Raw genomic sequence first — 24,647 nt, 5'->3', positions numbered from 1 at the left:
TTTTATTTAGGAGCACTTATGAAAACAACCTATCGCACATTGTCGGCGAATAAACACATTGCCTTAGTGGCGCATGACCACTGTAAAGCGGATTTGATAAACTGGTGTAAAACACACCGCACTTTATTAGCCCATCATACCCTGTATGGTACCGGCACCACAGGGAGTCTCATTCATCGTGAAACCGGTTTGACCGTCAATAGCTTGCTTAGCGGCCCAATGGGCGGCGATCAACAACTTGGTGGCTTAATCGCTGAAAATAAAATTGACTTAATGATTTTCTTCTGGGATCCAATGAATGCCGTACCGCATGATCCCGATGTGAAGGCGTTAATGCGTATTGCCACCGTTTGGAATATTCCTGTTGCAATGAATATGGCAAGTGCCGATTTTCTGGTTTCTTCACCACTCTTTAACGATACCTGCGATATTCGTATTCCTGACTATCAAGGTTATTTAAACGAACGCTTAAAGTAGACATTGTTATGAATTTAAGCCTGATTCTCAATATTCTCAATTTTGTCCTTGGCGGCTTCGCAACAACGTTAGGGTGGCTATTCGCCACCCTCATGAGTGCCGTGTTGATCGTCACATTGCCTTATACGCGTAGCTGTTGGGAAATTTGTAAAATGTCATTGGTTCCCTTCGGCAACGATTTAATTCATGTGAAGTATTTGGAACCCAAAAGTGCGGTGGGAAATTCTCTCGGATCGGTGCTCAATGTCGTCTGGTTTATCCTTTTCGGTTGGTGGTTGTTTCTTGCTCATGTTTTTTGTGGCATTTCGCAATGCCTAACCATCATCGGTATTCCAACCGGCTTGGCAAATTTTCATATCGCCAGAATTGCGTTATTTCCGGTTGGGCAACGGGTTGTTCCTAAAGCAATGGTGGATTTGATTCGTCAACAACACGCAACTCAATATGATCGTTTTTATAAGTAGTCTTAAGGATTTCGCATGAATCACTGGTTTAATGCAAAAGTGATTGCCTCCATTCCGATTTTTATTGCCGTCAATTTGGCGGTGATTGCCATTTGGTATTTTGATATTTCCGAGCAAAGTATGCCCTTGGTCTTGGGCATTATTGCCGGCGGTTTGGTGGATTTAGATAACCGATTAACCGGCCGAATCAAAAATGTGCTTTATACGCTGCTCGCATTTTCTGTTTCTACCATCAGTGTGCAACTGAGCATCAACCATAATTTTCAATTTATGGTGCTGATGACGGCGATGACCTTTGTTTTCACGATGATTGGGGCAATCGGGCAACGTTATAGCACCATCGCGTTCGGTACGCTGGTTGTGGCGCTATACACCACACTGACTTATTTGCCGGAAACCGTGTGGTATATGAACCCACTGATGATTCTTTGCGGCACCTTGCTTTACAGTATCACCACATTATGCGTGCATTTATTTTTTCCGAATCGCCCTGTACAGGAAAGCGTTGCAAAATCGTTTATTGCGCTAGCTAATTACCTTGATGCGAAAGCCACCTTTTTTGATCCTGACGATATTGAGCAAATTGAAAATAAGCATATCGCCATGGCAATGAAAAATAGTGAACTGATAAATGCGTTTAATGAGACGAGAACGGCGCTGTTTTATCGTATCCGAGGACAACACCGCCACAGTCGCACAACCAAAATGATTCGTTATTATTTTTCGGCGCAAGATATTCATGAGCGCATTAGTTCCAATCATTTTGACTACCAAACCCTTGCGGAACATCTGAAAAATACCGATTTAATTTTTCGCATTCAACGCTTACTGGAACTCCAAGCCCAAGCGTGCCGTGATATTGCGCTAAGTTTGCAACAAAATAAAACCTACCGCTATGATCTGCGTTTAGAAAAAGCCATTAACGGATTAAATCAATCGTTTGAGCTTTATAGTAATAGCCATATTGAAGAAACCGAAAACCTCATTAATCTCCAAACCTTACTGGATAATTTAAAAAGCGTTGACTATCAATTACGCCATATCGATCAAGAAGTGAATGAGTTGGAACAAACCGATACGGCTCAAATTTATACGGAACAAATTACCGGCTTTAAAAATATCCTGCTTGCCCTGCGTAGCCACTTTAATTTCAATTCGCAACTCTTTCGCCATGCGGTACGTTTGTCGATTGTCGTGTTCATTTGCTGCACCATCGGCGAATTTTTGCCCTTAGATCGGGCGTATTGGGTTTTACTAACCGCTGTTTTTGTCTGCCAGCCCAACTACACGGCGACTAAACTGCGACTAAAACAACGAATTGTCGGCACCATTCTTGGTGTCATTCTGGCATCGCTTCTGCCCTATGCGAATCCGACACTGGAATTACAATTAGGTTTAATCGTGCTGACTAGCACGCTATTTTTCTTTTTCCGCACCAATAATTACAGCTTTTCCACCTTCTTCATTACCTTACAGGTGATTTTCAGCTTCGATGTGATGGGCTTTAATGTGGAACAAGCGCTTTATTCTCGCGTCATTGACACCCTGATCGGGGCGACCATTTCTTGGTTTGCCGTATCTTACTTATGGCCGGATTGGAAGTATTTGCAGTTGGATAAAGTCAGCCGTCAGGCAATCAAAAGCGATGCGAAATATTTGTTGTATATCATCAGTCAATTACAGTTTGGCAAAGGCGATAACTTGAAATACCGCATTGCCCGCCGCTATGCCCATGAATATGCTTCGGCATTAAGCGCCACCATTTCCAACATGAACCATGAGCCGAAAAAATATCAGGCGTATTTGCAGGCAGGATTTGAGCTTTTAAAAATTAACTATTCTCTGCTGAGTTACATTTCTACGCTAGGAGCTTACCGCAGTAAAATGAAACAAATGCAGCAAAGCACTTTTTTCTTGGCGGAATTTTATCCGGCAGCGAAGAAAATTATTTACATTTTAGAGCATATTGAACAACTTACACCGATGGTTTTCGAGAAATTACAAAATAACATTGAAGTGAGTTTGAAACAGGCACAAAGCCATTTAGAAAAAAATCATAAAGCGGCACAGCTGCAAGGACACATTCCAATGCAGCAACTTAGTATGATCAACCAAATTTTACCGCCGCTTTACCATGCCGTTCATAAATGTTGTTAAACATCAATCAGGATCAAAATGGCTGCCTCACCGCCCCATTCCTTTGGGGCTTGGTGCAATGCTCGCACTTTCGGGTGTTGCACTAGCCAACGGGGAATCTGACGTTTTAACGTATAAGTGCCGTAACCTGTCATGATACTGGCGCAATAAAGATGCTCTTTCTCGCAGGTTTGAATTAATGCCGCCAGCTCTAATTTCGCCTGTTCACGCGTTAAACCGTGCAAATCCAAAAAAATCTCCGGTGAAAAATCACCGCGGCGTAATTGCTTCAATAAATACGAATCTTCATTTTCACGCAAATATTTGACCGCACTTTCCTCATCTAACAACGGCTCATATTCATCAGAAAAATAAAATAACGTATCTTGTTGTTCACGTTGTTCCTTTATTGCCTCTTGTGCTTTCTTTCTATGCGAACCTGTCGTCACCACAACGGTATCCTGTTTTAACGGTTTCACGCCTTTCATTTCGGCGCGAAACAGGGAAATGGCTTCCTCATCTAACATTTCGTTTCCTATCTCAAATATGGTATAACTACGCGCAATTTTAACATTGATACGAGCAAATCATGAACCCAATCACCTTTAATCAGGAACTTATTGACGATATTTATTCCGCCAACGTACAAGAAGAACTGCACACGATCAAAGATTTCCTACGTTGGTGCTACAGCATATTCAATCGTGCCGATATTTACTATGGACACGGCTATGACAATGCTTGGGATGAAGCACAACAATTAGTTTTAGCCACCTTGCACTTACCACCGGATTTCCCAAGTGAATTGTATGACGCTCGACTCACGACGGCAGAAAAGCTTGAAATCATCCGTTTGGTCATCATCCGTATTGAAAAACGCATTCCTGTCGCTTACTTAATTCACCGTGCTTGGTTCTGCGGCCTAGAGTTTTATGTGGATGAACGCGTGATCGTTCCACGCTCTCCTATCAGCGCCTTGATTCAACAAGGATTCGCCGGCTTATTAACGCGTGAGCCGCAACGCATTTTAGACATGTGTACCGGCAGCGGCTGTATTGCCATCGCCTGTGCGGAGCGCTTCCCTAACGCAGATGTGGATGCTGTTGACCTCTCTTTTGATGCGTTAAATGTTGCCGAGATCAACATCGAACGCTACAACTTAACTCACCGTGTCTTCCCGATTCAGTCGGATTTATTCTCCCGTTTATTGGAAGAACAATATGATCTCATTGTCACCAATCCGCCTTATGTGGATGTGGAGGATCTCTCCGATATGCCGGAGGAATTTCACTACGAACCGGAAATGGCTCTCGGCTCCGGCAATGATGGGTTAACTATCACCAAAGAAATCCTGCGCCTAGCGCCGAATTACTTAGCGGACGATGGCGTATTAGTCTGCGAAGTGGGTAACAGCATGGTGCATTTAATTGAACAATTCCCACAAGTGCCATTCAACTGGCTTGAACTTGCCAATGGCGGCGTGGGCGTATTCGCCTTAACCAAAGCGCAATTGCTTGAACACCAAGCGGCATTTGCTTAAGGCGCTGATTTCCTTTAAATAAAATGAATGACCGGCAAATAGCCCACCATTAAATCCAATGGGCGACTACCGGTCATAGTATTTTTTCTGTTTTCAATGAAAAATCTTGATGTCATGGCTTTTTCACCATGATTAAAGAAAATTTCCACAATAGAACGATCAAAGAATATTTCTACGGTTTGCAGATTCTCGATTTCACAAAAACGCTTACTGCCGAATGTTTCCATGAGTTCGGTTTGCTCGCTTTGGCTGCGATCTAAGCAAACCAAGCCGTTTTCATAAGAAAGACGCAAGGATTGCCCTTGTTCGTTTTGGAAAAACGTCAAATCAAAGGCTTGATTATGGACTTCAAATTTTACATAAGCCCGATCTAAATCGGCAATTTCAGCGTTTCCATTAAGATGAAGCGTTGAAAGTGCGGTCAGATTTTCATAGGTTTTTGCAATCGGGCGTTGATAGATTTTAGTGCCTTCTAAGCGTAATTCTCGCGGCAAGGTTAAAGCAGAATGCCATTTGAATTTGTCCGTTGGATAGGTTAAGTCCGGTAAGCCGATCCAACCGAAAAGTACGGCTTGGGTTTTATTGTCTAAACCGGCAAAAGTTTGCGGCGCATAGAAATCAAAGCCTTGATCTAATTCATCGATATAGTCTGCTTCAAAGGTTAACTCCGTTAATTTTCCCACGGCATAAGTCGCATGGTAATTATTTTGGAATTGATGCGCTTCGCGATCTTTGCCTTGTGGCGACCAAATAAACACATCTTTATCGCCCAGTTTCAACAAATCAGGGCATTCCCACATAAACACATTGGTATTATCAAACGCTGGCAAGGAAAGCTCTCCCAGCAAACGCGGCGTATCTTCAAGATCGTCCATTTCAAAAATAATCGCCGTACCGGTGAGGTTTTCCCGTTGTGCACCACAGATAAAACGGATTTTACCGTTTTCAGTGAAATAAGGTTTCGGATCGCGAACGTGTTCCGTATAGCCTTCAGGCGCATTTTCAATTAACGGACGCTTGCTGAGCAATTTTCCATCAAGATCGAAAATGGCTAAATTTTGGAACGGGATACGCTGATTATCGCTTGGGCGACGGGTGTTACCGGTATAAAACATGGCTAATTTATCACCGACTTTTAATGCACCACCGGAATAACAGCCGTGAGATTCAAAAAGCTCACAAGGAATAAGATCGTCAGCAGATTGATAATGTTGGAAATCTTTGGTGATTAAATGCTTCCAGTGTTTCATGCCGTGCATGGCATCAAAAGGGAACCATTGATAAAAAAGGTGATATTTATCTCCATCAAAGATGAGACCGTTCGGATCGTTCATCAGCCCAGTGGGTGGTGCAATATGAAAGTGCGGTCGAAAATCCTTATCTTTTTTCACGGTTTGCGCAATTTCTGCAAGCTCACCGGATTCTGCCGCAAGGATGCTTTTGTATTTACCGTTGTTAAAAATCTGCATGGGGTTTCTCCGTTTGGATGGGGGAGGCTAATCGTGAGAAAGCTAAATATCACGCGACGCTGTTTGGTGAAAATAAATTATTTAAAAGCGTGAGTTAGTTCACAAATTTGTAAATAAGCGTTTGCGTTGTTAGGTGGCGTTGAGTATGCTTAACCCTATAAAAACAAGTGCTATAAAAATAGCCAAACATATTTTGCTTTCCGAGTAGTGCCTCTGTGAGGCACTTTTTTTTGCTTAATAAACCGTGATCATCATGGGGCTCTATTGCATTTATGCTCATAAAACAAAGCCTGCTCGGTGTTGAGCAGACTTTGATCTCACTTAAAGTAAATTGCTGATAAAAATGACCAAAATAATAAATGGCACGACAAATTTCACATAGTTAAACCAAAGTTTGGTAAAAGTAGAATCCGGCGTTGGAGACAGTTCTTTTTTCGCTTCGTCTTTTAACACAAAACCCACGAAAAGCGCGCAACCAAGTGCGGTAAGCATAAACAGGATATTACCACTGACGAAATCAAAGGCATCGAAAATGCTTTTGCCGAAGAAGGTGACGTCTTTCCAAAGATTATCCCCTAAAATAGACGGCACGTTGCCCAAGAGAAAAATTCCGCTGAGCGTTAGAATAATGGCTTTGCTACGGCGCATTCTGAGTTTTTCTTGCAAGGCCGTGATGATCACTTCGTAAATGGTGATAGATGTCGTTAAAGCAGCGATAAGCAATAAGCCAAAGAAGATAATTGCAAAGAATTTACCTGCCCATAAATGGGAGAATACGATTGGCAAACTTTGGAATACCAATGTTGGGCCGGCATTCGGCTCAATGCCAAAGGTAAACAAGGACGGGAAAATCATAAAGCCGGCTAACACGGCAATAATGGTGTTAGTAAAACCGGTGATTACCGCCGTTTGGATTAAATTTTCTTCTTTATTTAAGTAGCTGGAAAGGGTGATTAACACACCGAAACCTAAGCTTAATGCGAAGAAAACTTGTCCCAACACGAACACAAATAATTTGGGGGTGATTTTAGAAAAATCCGGTTTGAGGTAAAAGGTGATACCTTCCATTGCCCCCGGCAAGGTAATATTACGAATAACCATGCCAATCAAGAAAATAAACAGCAATGGCATTAAGTATTTCACGGAGCGCTCAATGCCGCCGATAATGCCTTTTGCCAAAATAATGTAATTCACGAATACAAAAAGTGCAGTGTAAATAATGATTTCAACCGGGCTGTTACTGATGTGTAAATCGTAGAAATCTTTTGCGACATCTTTGGTGATGGGCGTAGAAATATCAAGCGTACCACTGATGAGATTAATGATATAGGTAATCACCCAACCGCCAAGTACCATGTAATACGCCATGATCCCGAACGCACCGAGAAGCCCCATATAGCCAAGCAGTTTCCAATATTTTGAAATCCCTTTGCCTTTATCTAAAATCTTATCGCCAAAGGCATCAATGGAGTTGACCCGTAAACGACGACCAATCACGTTTTCTACTAAAATCATTGGAATACCAATGACAATCATCGCAATGCAAAATAGCAATACATAGGCACCGCCACCGTTTTCTCCTACCAAATAGGGAAAGCGCCATGTTGCGCCAAAACCGACAGTTGCGCCGGCAACGGTAAGTACATAAGTTAAACGACTGGACCAGGTTTGTCGTTCTGATTTTGGTGTTGTCATAAGTTTTCCTGTATTTTTAATATTCTGTTTTATTTTTATATTCGCACAAATCTTCAATGATGCACGCACCGCAGCGAGGTTTGCGCGCCACGCAAGTATATCGTCCATGCAAAATTAACCAGTGGTGTACATCCACCTTAAATTCGGCAGGAACCACTTTTATCAATTTTTCTTCGACTTTCACCACATCTTTGCCGGGCGCAAAGCCGGTACGGTTACAGACGCGAAAAATATGGGTATCCACGGCGATAGTCGGATGTCCAAATGCAGTATTTAATACCACATTGGCCGTTTTTCTTCCTACGCCGGCAAGGGCTTCTAACGCTTCGCGATCTTCAGGCACTTCACCGTGGTGTTTTTCAATTAAATCACGGCAGGTTTTGATGATATTTTCTGCTTTGCTATTAAATAGACCAATCGTTTTGATGTATTCCTTCAAGCCCTCCACGCCCAACGCCAAAATTGCCTGCGGCGTGTTGGCGACAGGAAAGAGTTTATCTGTCGCTTTATTTACCCCTTTGTCAGTGGCTTGTGCTGACAAAATCACGGCAATTAATAATTCAAAGGGCGAGCTAAAATTCAGTTCCGTGGTTGGGTGCGGATTGGCAGCACGCAGACGTTTTAGAATTTCAATTCTTTTTTCTTTATTCATACTTTTCCTTCTACTTTTTTGCTTGTGCAAAAAAGTAGCAAAAAACACACCCCAAGCTAATTTGCTTGTCTGAGCTTGGTGAGAATTTTCTTTACGGAAAATTTAGAACTCGCAACTAGGTTGCTCAAACAAGCTAAATTTTCCTAAAAATTCTCAGTCGCTCAGGCAAATTAGATGGGGACGAATTATCTGAGCATTATTTATTTTTAAACTACTTTTTTGTATCTATGATATTTTTTAACGCTAATAGCAACGCTAAACCGATAAATGCACCGGGGGGCAAAATTGCCAGTAGCAGATTACTGTCGCTATGGAAAAATTCAATGCGCATGAATGTTGCCCAGTTGCCCAATAAATTTTCGATGCCGTCAAATAACGTACCGTTGCCGATAGCTTCACGTAGACCACCTAATGCGACCAAGCCACATAACATCCCTAACCCCATGGAAAAACCATCAAAGGCAGAATGGGCGATGCTGTTCTTTGAGGCAAAGGCTTCCGCCCGCCCGATCACAATACAGTTGGTCACAATCAGCGGAATAAAAATACCGAGTGATTGGTAAAGCGGGTAAGTATAAGCATTCATCAGTAACTGCACCACAGTAACCGTCGTGGCAATGATCATGACGTAAATCGGAATCCGAATTTCGTTGGGAATATGTTGACGAAAAATCGATATGACCGTATTGGTACAGGTGAGTACCAGCATGGTGGCTAACCCCAAACCCAGGGCATTCGTTGCCGTATTGGACACAGCAAGTAGCGGACACAATCCCAGCAATTGCACCACCGTGGAGTTATTCGTCCAAATACCTTGAACGAAAATGGTTTTCCAAATGCTTTTTTCATTTGAAATGGTCACCGCACTTTTATTTTCGACAGATTGGCTTTCTGCCGACGTTTCAGTTATTTCATCTCGTTTATCCATTATTCTTTCTCTTTCGGCAAGTTATCCAACATGGCAAGTGCAGCCCGTTTTACTTGATTGACCACAGCGCGCGGCGTGATTGTCGCTCCGGCGAATTGATCGAATTTACCGCCGTCTTTTTTGACTGCCCATTCTGCCGCTTTCTCTTGGCTGATGACTTGATGAGCAAAGCTCAAAATCCAATTGGAAATACGCGTTTCGATTTTATCGCCTAAGCCCGGCGTTTCATGATGTTCTGTAATGCGCACTCCAAGCACTTCGCCGTTCGGTTTCATGCCGACTAAAATACGAATGTCACCGGAATAACCGTCATGTGCCACACTTTCAAAGGCATAAGCGGTAATCTTGCCGTCTTTTTTTGCCATACAGATTTTCTGAATATCCACGTTTTGTAAAGCGTGGTTTTTCGGCGTGTAGCAATCTTGCGTTAAATCATTCGTAAAATAATCCTGTGGAATCACTTGTAATAATAACGCCCGCTGTTGCGCTTGCATTGCCTGATCGATTTTATCTTTCGTGAGAAAATAAACGCCGCTCGAAATTGCTGTGCAACAAAATGCCACAAAAGCCAATAACACGCCGTATTTGGAGGTAATTTTGATTGCTTGCATGATGTCTCCTTATCCGCGATGACCGGCGACCCGTGGACGGGTGTAATGATCGATTAACGGCACGCAAATGTTGCTGAGCAAGACGGCAAATGCCACGCCGTCAGGGTAGTTGCCATAAAACCGAATTAAATAAACGAATAATCCCACCAATGCACCAAATACTAATTTGCCTTTCGGCGTAATCGAAGCCGTAACCGGATCAGTGGCGATAAAGAATGCGCCGAACATCATGGCACCGCTGAAGAGTTGGCTTGCTGTGCTTAAGTGGCCACTCGTTGAGAAGAGTTCGGTTAACAGACTCAAAAGGGTAAAGCTACTTAACATTGCCACGGGAATGTGCCAGTGAATGGCTTTTTTCAGGATTAAGAAAATTCCACCCAATAAAAAGGCGAAATTGATTTGCCACCAACCTTGCGCAAAATCCCAACCGTTTTGGGTAAATATCGGTAATTTCACTAAGTCGGCATAAACTGCACTGATATTGCGATCGGAAGCCTGTGTGGCATAAAACAATTTCGTGGTATCCAATGGCGTGGCTTGTGTCATGCCGTCAATAGAGGCGGTTAATTGGTGTAAGCTAAAACCATCGGTAGTTAAACCATGAAAAATCAATTGTAAGGCATCGGCAAAGGTCGGCGGTTCCGGCAGAAGTTGAATCGTCGGCATCCAAGTCGTCATTTGCAATGGGAATGAGGTCAACAATACCACATACCCCACCATGGCTGGGTTAAAGGGATTTTGCCCTAATCCGCCATAAACGTGCTTGCCCAAAATCACCGCACAAAATGTGCCAATAAGAATAATCCAATAAGGCGCATAAGGCGGAATCGCCACTGCAAGAATCAGTGCGGTCAAAATTACACTCAAATCGGAAAGGTAACTCAAGGTCGGTTGTTTGCGCAAAAAAGTCACCAACAATTCGAGCAACAAAGCAAAACTGATTGCCAAGGCGGCTTGAATCAGCACGCCAACGCCGAAGTAATGCACTTGTAATGCAATCGCCGGCAGCATGGCTAACATCACCCAAAGCATAATTCGCATGGTGAGTTTTCCCGAATGAGTATGGGGTGAACTTATCATCTTAAACATGGGTTATTCCTTAATGCTGTTCATTTTGTTGGGCTTGCTGTGCTGTTTTTTTGGCTTTAGCGCGGGCAATTGCGGCCGCAATGGCGGCTTTGCGCGGATCTGTTTCCGCTGGATTTTCATCTGAAATTTGAACCGCACTTTGGGCTGTTTCAGCCACATTTGAAGTGACAACGTCTCCTTGCTGTGCCGCTTTTTTCGCTTTAGCACGGGCAATAGCAGCCGCAATGGCGGCTTTGCGTGGATCTGTTTCCGCTGGATTTTCATCGGAAATTTGAACCGCACTTTGGGCTATTTCAGAGGCACTTGAAGTGACTGCGTCCCCTTGCTGTGCTGCTTTTTTGGCTTTAGCGCGGGCGATAGCAGCGGCAATGGCGGCTTTGCGTGGATCTGTTTCCGCTGGATTTTCATCGGAAATTTGAACCGCACTTTGGGCTATTTCAGAGGCACTTGAAGTGACTGCGTCCCCTTGCTGTGCTGCTTTTTTGGCTTTAGCGCGGGCGATAGCAGCGGCAATGGCGGCTTTGCGTGGATCCGTGTCTGCCGGATTTTCATCGGAAATTTGAACCGCACTTTGAGCAGTTTCAGCCGTACTTGAGGTGACTGCGTCCCCTTGCTGTGCCGCTTTTTTCGCTTTAGCACGGGCGAGTGCGGCGGCAATGGCGGCTTTGCGTGGATCCGCTTCTATTGGATTTTCATCGGAAATTTGAACCGCACTTTGGGTAGTTTCAGCTGTACTTAAAGCGGCAGTCTCCGCCTGTTCTGCTTGACGAGCTAATCGGCGCGCCTTGCGTTGTGCCATGATGTCGCTATTGTCCGGCTGAATATGACCTTTTTCATCAATAAGGGTTTTTTGTTCAACTGGCGCATTTTCTGCAGCTTCCGCTTTTTTCGCCTTCAAACGTTCTAAGGCAGCGGCGACCGGATCGATGCCTTTTTGTTGTGCTAATTCTTCACGGCGTGCTGCTGCAGCGCGTTGAGAGCGCGCTTTGCGTTCTTGTTCTTCCCGTTCTAGGCGGGCTTGGCGTTGTTCAAAACGGATCTTCGCCTCTTCGGCTAATTTTGCTTTATGTTTAATTTCCCAAATTTTGGCTTTTTCTTGACGGAAATATTGAATCAGTGGAATATGGCTTGGGCAAACATAGGCGCACACACCACATTCGATACAGTCTTTGAGAGAATATTCTTCCGACTTTTCGTGATTTTCACTGCGGGCAAACCAATAGAGTTGCTGAGGCATCAGTTTTACCGGGCAAGCATCGGAACAGGCAGAACAACGAATACAGCTTTTTTCCGGTTCCGGTGGTGCATATTCAAAATGATCTGGTGCCAATAAGCAGTTTGCGACTTTAGACATCGGCGCATTTAAATCCGGTAAAATCACGCCCATCATTGGGCCGCCCATAAAGACCGGAAAGCGATCGTCATATTGGTAGCCGGTTTCACGCAATAGATGATAAATCGGGGTGCCGAAGCGCGCCCAATAATTGCCTTTGTTTGGAATTTTATCACCGGTGAGGGTAACAACACGTTCAATTAAAGGCTCGTCATCAAGTACGGCGCGTTTAATAGCAAAGGCAGTTCCCACATTTTGCATGAGGACGCCAATGCTGGAAGAGCGTTGTCCGCTTGGCACTTCCATACCTGTTAGCACTTGAATGAGTTGTTTTGCCGCACCGGACGGATATTTTGTCGGAATGATACGGATGTCAATGTCATTTGCGCCATGTAAAGCGTGTTCTAAGGCGGAGACGGCCTCTAATTTATTGTCTTCTACGGCGATAACGACTTTTTCAGGGCGTAAAATATAACGCAGAATACGCACACCCTCGATGATTTCATCGGCACGATCGCGCATTAAGCGATCATCGCAGGTGATGTAGGGTTCACATTCTGCGCCGTTAATAATCAGCAGTTTAACCTGTTTTTCAGCAGAGTGAATCTTGGCGGCAGTCGGGAATACCGCGCCCCCCAAGCCGGCAATACCTGCTTGATAAATTTTTTCAATCAGCTGTTCCCGAGTTTGGGTGAAAAAATCCTCGATTGGCATTTGTGGACGCCATTGATCCAAGCCGTCTGCTTTGATATGCACGCAGGTTTCTGTCAGCCCGGATGGATGTGGCGCGACATAAGGCGCGATATCAATCACTGTACCGGAGGTGGGTGCATGAACAGGTAAGCTTTGCAAGCCATCGCCTTGCGTCAGAGGTTGCCCTTTGAGAACCTGATCTCCGGGTTTGACTAACAAGTTTCCTGCACGACCGGCGTGTTGTTTTAACGGTACATAAAAATCATCGGGCAAGGGCAGCGTGCGAATGGGTGTGCCGTTGGATTGGGACTTCATATCCGGCGGGTGAATACCACCATCAAATTCCCAAAGTTTGCCACTGTTAAAACGTGTTAATACATCCGCCATTTATTTCCCCACAATGATTTTCTTTTCAGCCGATGTGGTATCAACAATCGGAATCACTAGATTAGGATCGAATTTCCAATCCCAAGTATCAATATTTTTTTCGACTTTAATCATGGAAATACAGCTGGTCGGGCAGGGCGCAACACAAAGCTCACAGCCGGTACATAAATCGGGAATAATCGTGTGCATGAGTTTATTGCTACCGATAATGGCATCTACTGGACACGCCTGAATGCATTTGGTGCAGCCGATACACATATTTTCATCAATAAAGGCGACTTTCGGCGCAGGATCTTCGGCTAAATTATCGGTCTCCGGCGGTTCAACGCCAAGCAATTCGGCGATTTTAATGACGGTGGGTCTGCCGCCCGGAATACATTTGGTAATCACATCGCCGTTGGCAATGGCTTCAGCATAAGGTCTGCAACCGGGATAGCCACATTGGCCACATTGGCTTTGCGGTAAAATCGCATCGATTTTTTCGACAATGGGATCTGCTTCGACTTTCAGTTTTACGGATGCAAAGCCCAAGATGGCGCCGAAAATCAGCGCCAATATGACAATGGCAATGAGAACGTAATAGAAAGTTGCCATTATAGTTTCACCAATCCGGTAAAGCCCATGAAGGCGAGCGACATTAAGCCTGCCGTAATCAAGGCAATAGAGGCACCACGAAACGGCATCGGCACATCAGCAGCAACCAAGCGTTCACGCAATGCGGCAAATAAGACTAAAACTAAGGCAAAACCGGCAGAGGCACCAAAGCCGTAAGCCACCGATTCCGTTAAATTATGTGCAAGATTAACGTTCAACAATGCCACGCCAAGCACGGCACAGTTGGTGGTAATAAGCGGCAGGAAAATGCCCAGTAAACGATATAAAGTTGGGCTGGTTTTGTGAATCGCCATTTCAGTAAATTGCACTACTACGGCGATGACTAAAATAAAAACGAGTGTGCGTAAAAATGTTGCGTTTAATGGGGCGAGAATATAATGATCCACTAAATAGGAGCAAAGCGCCGCCACCGTTAGCACAAAGGTTGTTGCCAAGCCCATGCCGATAGCGGTTTCGATTTTTTTTGAGACGCCCATAAAAGGGCAGAGTCCGAGAAATTTGACCAGCACGAAGTTATTAATCAATGCAGTGCCGATAATCAATAAAATATAATGTGTCATAGCGTTCAATTCATTCTTGTGAGCCGTCTATTATCGTCATTTCTGTTGTGAAGAACAATAAAAAAATCAGTACAGCGGCGGAATGAATTTTAACAAAACTGACCGCACTTTTTGATACGCCGAAAAGCGTATTTTAAAAGTGCGGTGGATTTTTCGGATGTTTTATTATAGCCAGCCAAAGTCTGGTTATAAAAAACATACGCTATGCGTATGGAGTCCTTCCTCGTAGCGTGCAACTTGTTGCACGAATAATTAACCTCGATGCGTAATTCACGATTTCATGCGTACCGTGCATCTTGATGCACGACCAAATTACGCACGGAACGTTATTTAACTCTTTCGGGCATTCATGATTTCGTGCAACACGTTGCACGCGACGATTCACTGTGTAATTCGTGATTTCGTTCGTAGTGCGCTTTTTGATGCACGACCAAATTACGCACGGAACGTTATTTAACTCTTTCAGACATTCATGATTTCGTGCAACACGTTGCACGCGACGATTCACTGTGTAATTCGTGATTTCGTTCGTAGTGCGCTTTTTGATGCACGACCAAATTACGCACGGAACGTTATTTAACTCTTTCGGGCATTTATGATTTCGTGCAACAAGTTGCACGCTACGATTCACTAAAATAGTGATATGAAAATAAGCACGGTTACCGGTTTTCACACGCCCTTTGAGGGGCTTGTGAAGTATAGGCCCTTATAGGGGAGCCTAAAAACCGCACGTTTTACGTGCGGATTGTTACTGGGCTAATTCTTCTGCAATTTCTTCCGCTTGCTTAATCACATAGCTCACGGCTTCTTCTTGTTTATCCGGTGGATATTTGTAGCGTTGCAAGGCGCGTTTCACGAGAATGCGCATTTTGGCACGAACGCCTTCTTTGTATTGCCAGTCGATAGTCACGGATTTTCTGAGTGTGTCGGTGATTTCTTTCGCGAGTTTACTCAATACTTCATCACCCATCAGTTCTCTGGCGCTTTGGTTTTGGGCGAGGGCTTCGTAGAAGGCGAGTTCCTCTTTTTTCAGCCCCAACTTTTCACCTAAAGCTAAGCGTTCTTGAAAATCTTGGCTCATTTTGAAGAGCTCATCCAAAATTTCGACGACGCTTAAATTGTGGTTGTGGTATTGGTTTAAGGCTTCTTTTAAACGCTGTTCAAAGTCTTTTTGCAAGGTGAGGTTTGCGCCTGATTTGGCTTTGATTTCACTTGCTAAATACCGCTCCATCGCGCTCACCCATAAGTTCTTCGTTGGGCTGTTTTTGATGGTCTGTAAAAACTCTTCGGAAAGCAAACTGATTTGTGGTTGCGGTTTTTCCAGCAGATCAAATAAATCAATCACACCTTCGGAATAGACGGTTTGATTGACCAATTTTTTCAATAAAATCTGTCTTTCATTTGTGCCTGTACCGTTTTGTTCGCGCTTAGTGAGAATGGCACGCACGGCATCGTAAAAGGCGATTTCTTGGTTGTATGGCTCAACTTCCGCTAAGGAACCACACAACATATAGCCTTTTTTCACTAATCCCGCTGCTTTCAAAAAGGCTTTTTTGCGTGGCTCGGCTTCTTTTTTATTAAACCAATGTTGCTCGTGCGCTTTGCCATCAAACGGTAATTGATCGAGGCTTAAAATATGGTTGGCGGCAAAACGAATCGCCATCAGCAATTCATGTGGCTCGTCCTTCTCTAAGGCGGCTTGAACATCAAAAGTTTTCCCTTCAACCGGCGTTGCAAACAGGCTACGGACGAACTCTAAATGCTCTTTCATTTTAAAGAACACATCAATCACGCTATCGGTCAGCTTGCCCTTTCCTTGTGAGTTTGTATATTGCAGAGTGGCTTCTTTGAGTTTGTCAGCAATGCCTACATAATCCACAATCAAGCCGCCATTTTCTCGGCTTTTATTGCGGAATACACGGTTTACTCGGGCGATAGCTTGCATCAGGTTGTGTCCTTGCATCGGCTTGTCGATATACATCGTATTACAACAAGGCGCATCAAAGCCCGTCAGCCACATATCGCGTACAATCACCACTTTCAGCGGATCGTTCGGGTCTTTAAAGCGACGTTCCAGCGTTTGTTTTTCCTGTTTACTGTAAACGTGTTTCTGCATTTCCGGCGCATCGGAAGCAGAACCCGTCATCACAATTTTAATCACCCCTTCGTTAATATTGTCCGAATGCCATTCAGGGCGCAGTTTGATGATTTCATTGTATAAATCCACGCAAATCTGACGGCTGGAAACCACTATCATCGCTTTGCTGTCCACCACTTCATTGCGTTTGGCAAAATGTTGCACAAAATCTGCGGCTAATTCGATAAGACGTGCTTGTGAGCCTAGTAATTTTTCCTGTAAACGCAGGGAAGTCGATGGCTCCTCTTCTAGTAGAGCATCAATTTCTGCAAACAAAGCATCATGGTCTTTTTTATTTAAGCGAATTTGGCGAGCATCATCAAACACAATCGGTACGGTTGCGCCATCTTCCATCGCATCTCGCAAATCGTAAACAGATACATAACGTCCGAACACATCTTGTGTGTCTCTATCTTCTAGGCTAATCGGCGTACCGGTAAAACCGATAAACGAAGCATTTGGCAGCGCATCACGCAAATGGCGGGCGTAGCCTGCCTGAAACTTGCCGTTATGCAGCTTTTGCGTAAAGCCATATTGGCTGCGGTGCGCCTCATCGCTGATTACAATAATATTGCTGCGCTCATTTAAAACAGGGAAGCGGCTTTCTTCCTCATTTAAGGCGAATTTCTGAATCGTGGTAAAAAACACGCCGCCGACTTCATTTTGCGCGAGCAGTTGGCGCAGTTGATCGCGATCTTCCACTTGTTGCGGCGTTTGTTTGATTAAATCTTTGCCTGAAGAAAAGGTTTGGAAGAGCTGACCGTCCAAATCGTTGCGGTCGGTGACCACCACAATGGTGGGATTTTTCAATTCAGGCTGCGCAAGCAGTTTGCCGGCATAAAACAACATGGAAATCGACTTACCTGAACCTTGCGTATGCCACATCACGCCAATGCGGCGGTCGCCTTTTTCTGAAGTCGCAAAAAGGGTGGAATCGACTGCTTCATTTACGCCGTAATATTGATGGTACGCCGCGATTTTTTTAATGGTTTTACCACCTGAATCCCGTTCAAATAAGACGAAATAGCGGATATAGTCGAGCAAATCTTTGGGCTGCATTAAGCCATTGAGCAGGCTTTGCAATTCATCGTCAAAATATAACCGCGCGCTTTTATTTTTTTCATCGACCACTTTCCACGGTGTAAAACGTTGGAAATCAGCCGAAAGCGAACCCAAACGTGCGGCAATGCCGTCTGAAATAATTAAGGCTTGGTTGTAAACAAACAGCTCGGCAATTTCATCTTTATAGGTTTCAAATTGATTAAACGCCTGCAACAAATCCGCCGATTCACGCAGCGGATTTTTGAGCTCAAATACCAACAAGGGCAGACCATTTACAAAGCCGATAATATCAGGAATACGCTTGCCCCCTTTACGGCTGCGGATTTCCAGCTGATTGACGGCAACAAAGAGGTTGTTCTTCCCATGCTCAAAATCCACCAAGCGCGCCATCTCGATTTTTTGTTCGCCGTTTAACGTATATTCCACCCGCACGCCATCACGCAGTAGTTTATAAAACGCCTGATTCCGAACCACTAAATCGCCAATATCGCTTTTCGTCGCCGATTTCACTACAGAATCCACCGCACTTTCAGGCAGCTGCGGATTAAGTTTACGCAGTGCCTCACGCAGTTGCTCAACAAAGACTACGCCGCTCAAATCGCCACGGGCAAATTCCCCCTCATGAACAGGCAAATCTTTACCATAGCGATATTCCCAACCGAGGGATTGCAGGCGTTGAAGGGTGAGTTGTTCGATGTCGTTTTCGTTGAGCATGATGGATTCCTTTTGTGTATTTGCTGTCTTTGGGGAGCTAATGGATTAATTTCTTCGTTTATTGATACTGCCAAATCTCCCCTAACCCCTCTTTGCTAAAGAGGGGGATTTCTTGAGTAAATTGCCGGCAACTGGCTCATTTCTAATCTAAGAAAATTTCAATCTTTCATCGCATATTAAAGTAGTAAACCAAAATTCAAATTACCCTCGATTCAATCCCCCTCTTTAGCAAAGAGGGGTTAGGGGAGATTTGGCAGGAGTAAAATCAACCTCATAATAATTAGTCAGAATCTTCTCTATTTTCCAGATGATATTTTCTAGCGAGTCTAATTATTTCTAAACTGTCTTTTGACAACTCTTGCCAGAATGCAATAGTTCTATCACCACCATACTTCAAGCTGAAATGATTATATTTGATTCCTTGGTTGCTCTCAGGATACTTCAATGCTTGATACCAATTATCAATATTGATGTTATTTTTTGTTAAAAAATCAGAAATTATATTTTCTTTAGGATTTATATGTTTATCCAATAAAATTATAAATTCATTATCTTTTCCAATCTGTTCAGAAATATATTCCAATAAATTAGATATTCTATGAGTAGTTCTATCTTCATTATTGCTGAATATGATATAGCCTTTCAACATTAATTCTATTCCGTGATAAAAATTGAATAGAACAGGAATAGAAATACTCAAATCTGACCATTTAGTTTTTCTATCTATTTCTCTAATTGATAATGGTCTATTTGATAGAATAATGGATTTATTACCTGACTTGGCTATTTTTTCAGAAGTAAAAGAAGATAATTGTAAAAATTGCTGTCCAACACTCCAATACTCTACGGCTCTTTCTTTATTATTCATTCTAAATTACTCCATTCAACAATCTAGGTAGTAACAAATCTCTGGTTGTTTCTAAACTAATAATTTGATTTCTATTGGAAATTATTTTTAACAATGAGTTATCAAATAAGTTAGTAAATTTTTCTAGTAGAAAATTATCAGGAATAACCATCAGATAATTATTTACTCTATTTTTATCTGTGTGCGGTATAGTTGTTCCTGTTGTATTAGCTTGAATATCAGCTTCCTTATATTTAAGGAATTGATAAATAACAGCCCAAAGTTTGTTATTATCAAGGTTGATTTTGGCTAATGTTGATCCAATTACGCCATTATGACCAATAGCAATTCTTCCTGAATTGCTACCATCCATTAACATAATAGTATTATGATATTCAATAGTTACAAGTTTATTACTTTCACAAAATTCATTGTATTTACCTTCTAACGATGAAGTAAGAATATGTGGCAACATATTTTCTTCTTGTTTTGGTGATACAGATTTTGGTTTTTTACCTTTCACAAAAGAAATTAAATCTCCTAAGGGCTTAACCTCCCACCCCTTCGGCACTTCAACCCCATCAACCTCCACCATCTCGCACGGAAACGCTTTGGCGGTTTCGGCTAATTCGGCGTAGTGTTCAGGCTGTGTTTGTGAAAGAGCGGTCAGTTCTTCGGCTGTTTTTCCGCTGATTGCCTGCATGGCGGCAAGTTCTGCTTGTTCAAGGCTAAGGCCGTCTGAAAGAGCTTGGCCTTTGGCACGCACGGGGTCGAAATCGACAAACCAGCTTTTAAATAGGGCTTGGGCGATTTGTTCCAAGGTTTGGTTGATTTGAGTATTGAGTTCTATTTTTTTATCTAAATCAGATAAAATTCTAGCAATTTCTTTTTGTTCTAAAAGTGGAGGTAACTTAAATTGGTATTTCGATAAATCACCAATTTTCATATTTAATTGAACAGATGTACCACCAGATATTCCATCAATATAACCGCTAAAATGTTTTGACTTGAAAACATAATAAATAAATTGCGGATCAACTTTTTCTATTTTCAAACGTATTCTTGCTAAGCCATTATTAAAAACGGCAGGTAATTCTTCTTTTACTAGATAGCAAATACCTGTAGAACAAGTTCTTGCCATAATAATATCGTTAGGAACAAGCTGAAATTTTTTGAAGTCTGCATCTTTAACCTCAGTATATCCCCATTTATCAAATGACTTATTTTGAGAAATATCTTGTATTCTCAAGCAACGTAAATTTGTTTTATGTTCAACAATCGGAGCTCTACGAATAGCATCTAATCCTGTATTAATACTTTCTGTTACATCTTCTAATGTTACCATTTGCCAATCACTCATATCCCAATCCCCCTAAATTCTTTTTAATCTCCGCTTCCAACTCCGCACTTTTCGCAAATTGTTCTTTCAAAAGTGCGGTCAGATTTTGCATTTTTTCTGCAAAAGGCACGCCGTCGTCTTCTTGTTCTGCGGTGCCGACGTAGCGTCCCGGTGTGAGGACGAAGTCGTTGCCCGCAATTTCTTCTAAAGTCGCGGATTTGCAGAAAGCGGCTTGGTCTTCATAGCCGTCTGCTTTTTGCCACGCGTGGAAGGTGTCGGCAATTTTGGCAATGTCGTCAGCGGTGAAATCGCGCAATACTCGGTCTTTCATATAGCCGATTTGGCGGGCGTCGATAAATAACACTTCGCCTTTGCGCTTTTTGTTGCGGTTTAAAAACCAAATACAGGCGGGGATTTGGGTGTTGGTGAAGAGCTGGCCGGGCAGGGCAACCATACATTCGACCAAGTCGGCATTAATGATGGCTTTGCGGATTTCGCCTTCGTTGTTGGTTTGACTGCTCATGGATCCGTTGGCAAGCAATAATGCCATTTTTCCGTTTGGCGAGAGGTGGTAAATCATATGTTGCAGCCAAGCGAAGTTGGCGTTGCCTTTCGGTGGTGTGCCGTATGCCCAACGTGGATCATCGGCAAGGGATTCGTTCCACCAATCGCTGATATTGAAGGGTGGGTTTGCCATGATGAAATCCATCTTTTTGTCGATGTGTTGCGGCTGGGTGAAGCTGTCGGCGTTGTGTTTGCCGAAGTCGTAATCAATGCCACGAATCGCCATATTCATGGCAGCGAGTTTCCAGGTGGTCGGGTTGAATTCTTGCCCGTAGATGGAAACGTTATTGATGTTGCCTTGATGGGCGGTGATAAAGCGTTCGGTTTGCACGAAAAAGCCGCCACTGCCCATCGCAGGGTCATACACCCGCCCTTTGTAGGGTTCTAACATTTCAACAATGAGTGAAACGATGGATTTTGGTGTGAAATATTGGCCGCCGCGCTTGCCTTCGGCTTGAGCAAAGCGACCGAGGAAGTATTCGTAAACGTGGCCGAGAATGTCTTTTGCACCTAAATGCACGGGCTCGCCGTTGTAAGTCGGGCGGGTAAAGTGGGTATCGGAGAAGAGGATAATCAGCCCGCGTAGGGTGTCTTCGTTTACGGCATAGCCGCTGATGCGTTGGAGGACGCCCATACCATTTCGTGAGAGCTTTTCGTTGTCTTTTTCAATGGAATCGAAGGCATCGTCAATGAGTTTTGCCACGCCGGAAAATTTCCCGCCCCAAGGTAATTCAGTCCCAATCTCTAAGATAGAAACGGCTTTAATTTCGTCCCAACGGGCTTGCTGCGGCACCCAGAACACATTGTCGGCAGTGTAGTAGTCGCGGTTTTCCAGTTCGGCTGTTAAGGCTTCTTGGTATTCTTCTTCGGTGTCGTAAAAAGTGCGGTCAAGATAGAGTGCGTTTTCAGGATCGGTCAGTTCAGCCTGAATTTTGGCTTGTTGGTGGGTGAAACTGTCAGAAATGTATTTTAAGAAGATCAGACCAAGAACGATGTGTTTATAGTTGGCGGCGTCAAGCTGTTGACGCAGTTTATCGGCAGATGCCCAAAGTTTTTCATCTAATTCATTTAAAAATGCTTGTTGTAATGCGTGATTTTCATCGACAATCTTGGTCGTCTCGTCTCGCTTGCATAAATTATATCCTTTGTAAAGTGATTTTAAGAAAATGTGTGTGATTTTTGCGGTCGTTTGGCATGCTTTTTTTTAAAAAACGTTGCCTTTTTCGACCGCACTTTGTGATTATTTCTGTGCCAAATAACGTTCCACCGTATCCACAATGGCTTGTGTTTGCGGATCGATTTCAATATTGACTTTTTCGCCCACCTGTTTCTTGCCAATCAACGTACGACGAATTGTTTCCGGAATGAGATTCACGCAGAAGCTTTGTTCACGGACTTCACCGATGGTTAAACTGATGCCATCCACAGCAATAAAGCCTTTGGTTAACACATATTTCATCATGTCTTGATTCGGCAGTTGGAACCAAATTTGCAGGTTGTTTTCGGAAGGAATGCGTTCAACGATGTCTGCGGTGCAATACACATGGCCGGATAATATATGCCCGCCGATTTCTGTGCCCATTTGCATGGCGCGTTCGATATTGACGAAATCACCAGCCTTTAACGCGCCTAAATTAGTGATTTTCAAGGTTTCTTGCATTAAGTCGAAACTCACCAAATTGCCTTTGATTTCCGTGACGGTTAAACACACGCCATTGTGCGCAACAGAGGCGCCGATTTGTAATCCTTTCAGCATTTCTTGTGGCATTTCCACCACGTGTGTTCTAAAATTAGCCCCTTCTGTAATAGCCTTAATTTGTGCCGTACCTTGCACAATGCCTGTAAACATAATGACCTCTAAATCTATTTATTTATGAATGTAAACTTCGTCAAAGAATATCATATTGAAGCTAAAAAATTAATTGCTATCGCCATTCCGATTTTGCTTGCGCAAATTGCGCAAAACTCCATGGGGATGGTGGATACCATTATGGCAGGGCGCGTGAGCGCAGCAGACATGGCAGCCATTTCCGTAGGTGCCTCCATTTGGTTGCCGTTGGTGTTATTCGGACACGGGTTGTTACTCGCCTTGCCTCCTACTATTTCCTATTTGAATGGCTCCGGTCAGCGTAAGCGGATTGCTCATCAGGTACGCCAAGGCATTTGGATTGTGTTCTTTAGCTGCATTCCCCTTGGTTTATTGATTTATCACAGCGACGTTGTCTTGCAAAACATGGATATGGAACCCCGTTTGGCGGAGATCACAAGCGGCTATTTACACGCCATGATTTGGGGCTTGCCGGGTTATTTATTAATGATTAATTTTCGTTGTTTAAATGACGGTATTGCCAAAACCAAGCCTGCCATGGTGATTACTTTCCTCGGTTTAATGCTCAACATTCCCCTTAACTATATTTTCATTTACGGCAAGCTCGGTATTCCGGCATTTGGGGCGGTGGGCTGTGGTATTGCGACGGCAATCGTGAACTGGACGATGTGTCTTTTCATGTTGACCTATTGTATGCGCGCGAGAAATCAACGTGATTTAAAGGTCTTCGACAAGATTATCGAACGTCCAAATGTGCGTACATTGAGCAAGTTGCTGAAACTTGGGTTTCCTATCGCCATGGCGCTTTGTTGTGAAGTAGCGTTATTTGCATTGACTTCATTATTTCTATCACCGCTTGGCGCCGATGTGGTGGCGAGCCACCAAATTGCCTTAAACACCAGTTCGTTTGTCTTCATGTTGCCTATGTCGATTGGCATGGCTACTACGATCTTAGTCGGGCAACGTTTAGGCGAAAAATCGCCACACGGGGCAAAACTGGTGTCTTATTCTGCGTTGGCGGTCGGATTATCGGTTGCAATAGTCACTGCATTTTTAACAGTAACTTTACGTGAGCATATTGCTGCCATTTTTGTGAAAGACATTGAAGTCATTGCCATGGCAGGCACCTTATTATTAATTGCCTCGCTATACCAATTTTCCGACACGGTACAAGTGATTATCGGTGGCGTGTTGCGTGGTTATAAAGACACCAAAGCTATTTTATACATCACATTATTTTGCTATTGGGTTGTCGGAATGCCACTGGGTTACATATTGGCGCGTACCGATTGGATCATTACCGGTGGTATTGCGGCAAAAGGGTTCTGGATTGCGTTTATTGTGAGTTTAACCTTAGCGGCCATTTTATTAATTTATCGTCTCCGAAAAATTCAGCGATTACCTGATGACGTGCTGCTAGCACGCTTGGAAAAGTTGAAATAAAGAGAAGCCTGTTACCGTTGTAGCAGGCTTTTTTCATCTAAAGTGCGGTTGTTTTTTAAGATGT

At 43.5% G+C, this 24,647-nt stretch carries 20 protein-coding genes; 5 read left to right on the top strand and 15 right to left on the bottom strand.

Translation table 11 applies throughout. The features are described from left to right. Nucleotides 1-18 precede the first annotated feature (18 nt). From mgsA to yccS, 3 genes are read left to right on the top strand one after another with little or no spacing between them, the layout of a single operon-like run. The gene (gene mgsA, locus AC30SF_RS06685; RefSeq protein ID WP_489607960.1) at nt 19-477 is read left to right on the top strand and encodes a methylglyoxal synthase; all 459 of its coding nucleotides are present in this window, start codon (nt 19-21) and stop codon (nt 475-477) included. Nucleotides 478-485: 8 nt separating this feature from the next. Further along, nucleotides 486-941 (top strand): YccF domain-containing protein, encoded by a 456-nt coding sequence (locus tag AC30SF_RS06680; protein ID WP_311462865.1) that lies wholly within the window; start codon nt 486-488, stop codon nt 939-941. A gap of 15 nt (nt 942-956) precedes the next feature. Continuing rightward, entirely contained in the window at nt 957-3,098 is a 2,142-nt protein-coding gene (gene yccS, locus AC30SF_RS06675) for a YccS family putative transporter (RefSeq protein ID WP_489607959.1), read from the top strand. On the opposite strand, the gene smrB is transcribed toward yccS, so the two are convergent. Beyond that, the gene (smrB, locus tag AC30SF_RS06670) at nt 3,095-3,604 is read right to left on the bottom strand and encodes an endonuclease SmrB (protein ID WP_314955561.1); all 510 of its coding nucleotides are present in this window, start codon (nt 3,602-3,604) and stop codon (nt 3,095-3,097) included. The genes yccS and smrB overlap by 4 nt on opposite strands. A 62-nt stretch (nt 3,605-3,666) precedes the next feature. On the opposite strand from smrB, the gene prmB reads away from it, so the two are divergent. Continuing rightward, nucleotides 3,667-4,617, top strand: coding sequence for a 50S ribosomal protein L3 N(5)-glutamine methyltransferase (prmB, locus tag AC30SF_RS06665; protein WP_489607958.1), 951 nt, complete (start codon nt 3,667-3,669; stop codon nt 4,615-4,617). A 14-nt stretch (nt 4,618-4,631) separates the two neighbouring features. On the opposite strand, the gene AC30SF_RS06660 is transcribed toward prmB, so the two are convergent. The 14 genes from AC30SF_RS06660 to AC30SF_RS06595 all read right to left on the bottom strand — a co-directional run bounded on the left by AC30SF_RS06660 (nt 4,632) and on the right by AC30SF_RS06595 (nt 23,161). Next, complete coding sequence (locus AC30SF_RS06660; protein WP_489607957.1) at nt 4,632-6,086, bottom strand: glycoside hydrolase family 32 protein; 1,455 nt, start codon at nt 6,084-6,086, stop codon at nt 4,632-4,634. A gap of 321 nt (nt 6,087-6,407) precedes the next feature. Beyond that, the gene (locus tag AC30SF_RS06655; RefSeq protein WP_314116770.1) at nt 6,408-7,781 is read right to left on the bottom strand and encodes a sodium-dependent transporter; all 1,374 of its coding nucleotides are present in this window, start codon (nt 7,779-7,781) and stop codon (nt 6,408-6,410) included. Nucleotides 7,782-7,797: 16 nt separating this feature from the next. Further along, complete coding sequence (gene nth / locus AC30SF_RS06650) at nt 7,798-8,433, bottom strand: endonuclease III (RefSeq protein ID WP_489607956.1); 636 nt, start codon at nt 8,431-8,433, stop codon at nt 7,798-7,800. A 211-nt stretch (nt 8,434-8,644) separates the two neighbouring features. Continuing rightward, nucleotides 8,645-9,361 (bottom strand): electron transport complex subunit E, encoded by a 717-nt coding sequence (locus AC30SF_RS06645; protein WP_489607955.1) that lies wholly within the window; start codon nt 9,359-9,361, stop codon nt 8,645-8,647. Next, a complete protein-coding gene (gene rsxG, locus AC30SF_RS06640; RefSeq protein WP_489607954.1) occupies nt 9,361-9,972 on the bottom strand; it encodes an electron transport complex subunit RsxG in 612 nt (203 codons plus the stop codon). Before rsxG ends, AC30SF_RS06645 begins: the two co-directional genes overlap by 1 nt. Before the next feature lie 9 nt (nt 9,973-9,981). After that, nucleotides 9,982-11,061: an electron transport complex subunit RsxD gene (gene rsxD, locus AC30SF_RS06635; RefSeq protein WP_489607953.1), complete on the bottom strand. Its 1,080-nt coding sequence runs from the start codon at nt 11,059-11,061 to the stop codon at nt 9,982-9,984. Between the two features lie 10 nt (nt 11,062-11,071). Beyond that, nucleotides 11,072-13,474, bottom strand: coding sequence for an electron transport complex subunit RsxC (gene rsxC / locus AC30SF_RS06630; RefSeq protein ID WP_489607952.1), 2,403 nt, complete (start codon nt 13,472-13,474; stop codon nt 11,072-11,074). After that, nucleotides 13,475-14,068 (bottom strand): electron transport complex subunit RsxB, encoded by a 594-nt coding sequence (gene rsxB / locus AC30SF_RS06625; RefSeq protein WP_290522171.1) that lies wholly within the window; start codon nt 14,066-14,068, stop codon nt 13,475-13,477. It abuts the gene before it with no gap. Continuing rightward, nucleotides 14,068-14,649, bottom strand: a complete 582-nt coding sequence (gene rsxA, locus AC30SF_RS06620) for an electron transport complex subunit RsxA (protein ID WP_290522172.1) — start codon at nt 14,647-14,649, stop codon at nt 14,068-14,070. Before rsxA ends, rsxB begins: the two co-directional genes overlap by 1 nt. 748 nt (nt 14,650-15,397) lie before the next feature. Next, a complete protein-coding gene (locus AC30SF_RS06615; protein ID WP_489607951.1) occupies nt 15,398-18,562 on the bottom strand; it encodes a type I restriction endonuclease subunit R in 3,165 nt (1,054 codons plus the stop codon). A 280-nt stretch (nt 18,563-18,842) separates the two neighbouring features. Next, entirely contained in the window at nt 18,843-19,430 is a 588-nt protein-coding gene (locus AC30SF_RS06610; protein WP_489607950.1) for a HEPN domain-containing protein, read from the bottom strand. A 1-nt stretch (nt 19,431) separates the two neighbouring features. Further along, nucleotides 19,432-20,769: a restriction endonuclease subunit S gene (locus AC30SF_RS06605; protein ID WP_489607949.1), complete on the bottom strand. Its 1,338-nt coding sequence runs from the start codon at nt 20,767-20,769 to the stop codon at nt 19,432-19,434. Further along, on the bottom strand, nt 20,762-22,480 hold the full coding sequence (locus AC30SF_RS06600) for a class I SAM-dependent DNA methyltransferase (RefSeq protein WP_489608314.1): 1,719 nt from the start codon (nt 22,478-22,480) through the stop codon (nt 20,762-20,764). Before AC30SF_RS06600 ends, AC30SF_RS06605 begins: the two co-directional genes overlap by 8 nt. Nucleotides 22,481-22,552: 72 nt before the next feature. Continuing rightward, on the bottom strand, nt 22,553-23,161 hold the full coding sequence (locus tag AC30SF_RS06595; RefSeq protein ID WP_489607948.1) for a riboflavin synthase subunit alpha: 609 nt from the start codon (nt 23,159-23,161) through the stop codon (nt 22,553-22,555). A 24-nt stretch (nt 23,162-23,185) separates the two neighbouring features. Here AC30SF_RS06595 and AC30SF_RS06590 point away from each other — a divergent pair, with 24 nt between their 5' ends. After that, complete coding sequence (locus AC30SF_RS06590; RefSeq protein ID WP_489607947.1) at nt 23,186-24,583, top strand: MATE family efflux transporter; 1,398 nt, start codon at nt 23,186-23,188, stop codon at nt 24,581-24,583. Nucleotides 24,584-24,647: the final 64 nt, after the last annotated feature.

Source organism: Aggregatibacter valvarum (assembly GCF_980468985.1).
This window is presented reverse-complemented; position numbering and strand designations above follow the sequence as displayed.

Coding starts and splice junctions, on each gene's coding strand:
- rsxC (WP_489607952.1), bottom strand. CDS start 13,474: ATGGCGGATGTATTAACACGTTTTAACAGTGGCAAACTTTGGGAATTT.
- AC30SF_RS06590 (WP_489607947.1), top strand. CDS start 23,186: ATGAATGTAAACTTCGTCAAAGAATATCATATTGAAGCTAAAAAATTA.
- rsxG (WP_489607954.1), bottom strand. CDS start 9,972: ATGCAAGCAATCAAAATTACCTCCAAATACGGCGTGTTATTGGCTTTT.
- AC30SF_RS06680 (WP_311462865.1), top strand. CDS start 486: ATGAATTTAAGCCTGATTCTCAATATTCTCAATTTTGTCCTTGGCGGC.
- AC30SF_RS06645 (WP_489607955.1), bottom strand. CDS start 9,361: ATGGATAAACGAGATGAAATAACTGAAACGTCGGCAGAAAGCCAATCT.
- AC30SF_RS06610 (WP_489607950.1), bottom strand. CDS start 19,430: ATGAATAATAAAGAAAGAGCCGTAGAGTATTGGAGTGTTGGACAGCAA.
- rsxA (WP_290522172.1), bottom strand. CDS start 14,649: ATGACACATTATATTTTATTGATTATCGGCACTGCATTGATTAATAAC.
- smrB (WP_314955561.1), bottom strand. CDS start 3,604: ATGTTAGATGAGGAAGCCATTTCCCTGTTTCGCGCCGAAATGAAAGGC.
- AC30SF_RS06605 (WP_489607949.1), bottom strand. CDS start 20,769: ATGAGTGATTGGCAAATGGTAACATTAGAAGATGTAACAGAAAGTATT.
- AC30SF_RS06660 (WP_489607957.1), bottom strand. CDS start 6,086: ATGCAGATTTTTAACAACGGTAAATACAAAAGCATCCTTGCGGCAGAA.
- AC30SF_RS06595 (WP_489607948.1), bottom strand. CDS start 23,161: ATGTTTACAGGCATTGTGCAAGGTACGGCACAAATTAAGGCTATTACA.
- nth (WP_489607956.1), bottom strand. CDS start 8,433: ATGAATAAAGAAAAAAGAATTGAAATTCTAAAACGTCTGCGTGCTGCC.
- rsxD (WP_489607953.1), bottom strand. CDS start 11,061: ATGTTTAAGATGATAAGTTCACCCCATACTCATTCGGGAAAACTCACC.
- mgsA (WP_489607960.1), top strand. CDS start 19: ATGAAAACAACCTATCGCACATTGTCGGCGAATAAACACATTGCCTTA.
- rsxB (WP_290522171.1), bottom strand. CDS start 14,068: ATGGCAACTTTCTATTACGTTCTCATTGCCATTGTCATATTGGCGCTG.
- prmB (WP_489607958.1), top strand. CDS start 3,667: ATGAACCCAATCACCTTTAATCAGGAACTTATTGACGATATTTATTCC.
- AC30SF_RS06615 (WP_489607951.1), bottom strand. CDS start 18,562: ATGCTCAACGAAAACGACATCGAACAACTCACCCTTCAACGCCTGCAA.
- yccS (WP_489607959.1), top strand. CDS start 957: ATGAATCACTGGTTTAATGCAAAAGTGATTGCCTCCATTCCGATTTTT.
- AC30SF_RS06655 (WP_314116770.1), bottom strand. CDS start 7,781: ATGACAACACCAAAATCAGAACGACAAACCTGGTCCAGTCGTTTAACT.